Annotated in this window: 4 protein-coding genes; 2 read left to right on the top strand and 2 right to left on the bottom strand. The window is 70.7% G+C overall.

All coding sequences use genetic code 11. The annotated features are described in order from the left end of the window. Nucleotides 1-298: 298 nt before the first annotated feature. Nucleotides 299-1,099, top strand: coding sequence for an aquaporin (locus AC1DVT_RS18700; protein WP_477390726.1), 801 nt, complete (start codon nt 299-301; stop codon nt 1,097-1,099). A 69-nt stretch (nt 1,100-1,168) separates the two neighbouring features. Here AC1DVT_RS18700 and AC1DVT_RS18695 read toward each other — a convergent pair whose 3' ends face one another. After that, entirely contained in the window at nt 1,169-2,164 is a 996-nt protein-coding gene (locus tag AC1DVT_RS18695; protein ID WP_457101039.1) for a stage II sporulation protein M, read from the bottom strand. Nucleotides 2,165-2,179: 15 nt separating this feature from the next. Between AC1DVT_RS18695 and AC1DVT_RS18690 the strand changes: the two genes are divergently transcribed. Continuing rightward, nucleotides 2,180-3,061: an RDD family protein gene (locus AC1DVT_RS18690; protein WP_477390724.1), complete on the top strand. Its 882-nt coding sequence runs from the start codon at nt 2,180-2,182 to the stop codon at nt 3,059-3,061. Between the two features lie 3 nt (nt 3,062-3,064). Here the strand turns inward: AC1DVT_RS18690 and AC1DVT_RS18685 are convergent. After that, on the bottom strand, nt 3,065-3,624 hold a 560-nt coding region (locus AC1DVT_RS18685), incomplete at its 5' end, for an adenosylhomocysteinase (protein WP_477390722.1).

Here is a 3,624-nt window from a genome sequence, read left to right as displayed (position 1 = left end):
GACGTGTACCACGCGGCGGCGGCAGCCCGCACGGAGCGGGATGCCGCCGCCGTCGCCGTCGCGATCGGCCGGGCGGGCGCCGAGGCCATCGCGGCCTCCCCCGAGGCGCTGCCACCCCGGATCGCGGACCGCTACCTGGCGCTCAAGGCGGCCGGGCGCCTCTGATCCCGCACGATGACGCCGTGTTGCGCGAATCCGCGAACGCGCGCACCGGTTGCCTGAGAGTTCGCTGAACACGCTCTAGGCTCACGGTGAGCGGCCAGTCGGCCGTCATCCCTCTGCGAAGGAGACTCCCGCCATGAGCGACCCGCGCCCCGAGAAGCCCGTCACACCGACGCCTCTCGAACACACCCCCACGGCCCMCTCCACTGCCGCCGTCCTCACCGCCGAGGCGTTCGGCACGTTCCTGCTCGTGCTCGGCGTCATCAGCACCGCGCTGTTCGCCGCCGGATTCGGCGAGGGCACCGACTCCGCCAACAAGGGAGTCGGATTCCTCGGCGTCTCACTCGCCGTCGGCCTCACCGTCGTCGCGGGCGCCTACGCCTTCGGTCCCATCTCGGGCGGCCACTTCAATCCGGCGGTGACGCTGGGCCTCGCCGCGGCCGGACGGTTCCCGTGGAAGGGCACCCCCGCCTACATCATCGCCCAGGTGATCGGCGGCCTCGTCGCCACGACGCTCATCTACCTGATCGGTCTGAACGGCCCGGACGGCTGGCTCACCGCCGCCGCGGATGGCGGATTCGCCAGCAACGGCTGGGACAAGCTCTCACCCGGTGGCTTCGGCATCGGCGGCGCGATCATCGTCGAGGTGCTCTTCACGGCACTCTTCGTGATCGTCATCCTCGCCGTCACGCACTCGACGCGCGGCAACCCCGCGTTCGCCGGCCTCGTGATCGGCCTGACGCTGACGCTGATCCACCTCGCCACGATTCCGATCGACAACACCTCGGTCAACCCGGCCCGCTCGATCGCGACCGCGGTCTACGGCGGCGGCCTGGCGCTGTCCCAGGTGTGGGTGTTCATCGTGTTCCCGATCATCGGCGCCCTGATCGCGGGCTTCGCCTACCGCGCCCTGTTCGACGGCACGAAGAAAGCCTGACCAGCTCGACGAAGAAGGGCCCGACCTCGTGGTCGGGCCCTTCTTCGTGCGTCGTGACGGATGCCGCGCTCAGCCCGCGACGAGGGTCGGCGTGCCGGCCTCGAACTCGGTCAGATCGCCGGTCTCGCCGCGGCGGTGCGCACGCCCGCCGACGACCAGCACGTAGACGATCACGAGCGCCAGCGCCGCCGCCCCGATGCCGATCTTGATCGGCCACGGCCACGGCTGTGCGGTGACGAACCCCTCGATGGCGCCTGAGATCGCGAGGCCGATGACCAGGCCGATCGCGACGATGGCGAGGGAGCGTCCGGCTGCGGCGAGCGCCTCACCGCGCGGCCGCGGCCCTGGAGCGACCCACGCCCAGAAGATGTGCAGCCCTGCCGCGCCGGCGATGAAGATGCAGGTGAGCTCGAGCATCCCGTGCGGGAGGATGAACAGCAGGAAGACGTCGCCCCGGCCGAACGCGAACATGATCGCCGCGGCCATCCCGACCCCGACGGCATTCTGCACGAGGACCATGACGGGCCAGATGCCGGTGATGCCGAACAGCACGCACTGCGCGGCGATCCACGCGTTGTTCGTCCACACCGTCCCGGCGAACACCGCGGCGGGGTTCTCGCTGTAGTACTCGGTGAACGAGTGGTCGGCGTAGTACTCGAGGTCTGCTCTGCTGCCCAGCGAGGCGACGAGCGCCGGATCGCCCGACACCCAGAGCGCGACGATCGTGACGACCACGACGAAGGAGACGGCGATCACGAGCGTCGTCCACCGCAGGCGGTAGAGGGCGGCAGGCAGCTGTAGCCAGAAGAACCGCGGGATCTGCCGCAGCACGTTCTCGGGTCCACCGGTCAGGCGCAGTCGCGCCCGGGCGAGCATGGTCGAGACGTGGTCGCCCTGCGGCGTCCGTCCCGCCGAGGTCTTGATGTCGGCGAGATCCGCGGAGGCCGCCCGGTAGCGGGTGACGAGTTCGTCGATGTCCGCGCCGTGGAGGCGGCGCGTGCGGCTCAGCCGGTCAAGCTCCGCCCACTCCTCGCGACGCGCGGCCGTGAGGGCGTCGAGATCCATGTGCATACTGTACGCATGCCGGACGTCCCCGCCCCCGCCGCGTCCGATCCACGCGGCGAGATCCCCACCACGGTGCTCGAGGTGCGCAGCGAGGAGATCCTCACGGGTGAGGCGGTCGCCCTCGACGTCCAGCCCGTGGGCTTCTTCCTCCGCGCGCTCGGCTGCCTCATCGATGTCCTCATCGCGATCGTGCTGTTCATCCTGTTCCTGCTCGCCTCGTCGTGGCTCGTCGGTGCGAACGTGCTCGAAAGCACGGTCGTGCCGATCCTGACGATCGTCGTGCTGGTGCTGATCACCGTCGCGCTGCCCACCACGGTCGAGACCGTGACCCGCGGACGCAGCCTCGGCCGCTTGGCCGTCGGCAGCCGCATCGTCCGGATCGACGGCGGTGCGGCGGGATTTCGGCATGCGTTCATCCGCGCCCTGGTCGGCGTGATCGAGATCTGGTTCACGCTCGGCGCGATCGCCGCCGTGGTCGGTGCCTTCACCCCTCGCGCGCAGCGCCTCGGCGACCTGCTTGCCGGCACGTATGCCGAGCGCACCCGCACCCCCGCGCTCCCCGACCAGCACGCTCCCCTGCCCCCGATGCTCGCCGAATGGGGCGCGATCGCCGACGTCGCCCGGCTTCCAGACCGCCTCGCGCGGCGGATCGCGCAGTTCACCCGGAGCGCGCCGCAGCTCGAGCCGGCCGCACGCGAGCGGCTCGCGGCATCCCTCGCCGCCGAGGCCGCGCGCTACGTCTCGCCGGTGCCGGCGGTGGAGCCTGCGGCGTTCCTCTACGGGGTGGTCGCCATCCGCCGCGATCGCGAGCTGCGCGCGCTCATGTTGGAGACCCAGCGGGTCGCCGCGCTCACCGCCCATGCGGACGGCGTGCCGCGCGGGTTCCCGCGCGGCTGAGCGTCAATACCGGTAGTGGTCCAGCTTGTAGGGGCCGTCGACCGGAATGCCGAGGTAGTCCGACTGCTCGGCGGTGAGCTCGGTGAGCTGCACGCCGAGGGCGCCGAGATGCAGGCGCGCCACCTTCTCATCGAGGGCCTTCGGCAGCGTGTACACGCCGACCGGGTAGGCCTCGGGGCGCGCGTAGAGCTCGAGCTGGGCGAGCACCTGGTTCGCGAACGATGCGCTCATGACGAACGACGGATGCCCCGTCGCATTGCCGAGGTTCATCAGACGCCCCTCGCTCATCACGAGCACGCTGCGTCCGTTCGGCAGGCGCCACTCGTGCACCTGAGGCTTGATCTCGATGCGCTCGGCACCGGGGATGGCGGCGAGCCCGGCCATGTCGATCTCGTCGTCGAAGTGGCCGACGTTGCCGACGATCGCGAGGTGCTTGAGCCCGAGCAGGTGCTCCGCCGTCACGACCCGGGTGTTGCCGGTGCAGGTGATGACGATGTCGACCTCGCCGATGACATCGATCAGACGCGCGACCTGGAAGCCGTCCATCGCGGCCTGGAGCGCGC

It is taken from the genome of Microbacterium sp. P2_F9 (genome assembly GCF_056403635.1).
This window is presented reverse-complemented; position numbering and strand designations above follow the sequence as displayed.

Coding starts and splice junctions, on each gene's coding strand:
- AC1DVT_RS18695 (WP_457101039.1), bottom strand. CDS start 2,164: ATGGATCTCGACGCCCTCACGGCCGCGCGTCGCGAGGAGTGGGCGGAG.
- AC1DVT_RS18690 (WP_477390724.1), top strand. CDS start 2,180: ATGCCGGACGTCCCCGCCCCCGCCGCGTCCGATCCACGCGGCGAGATC.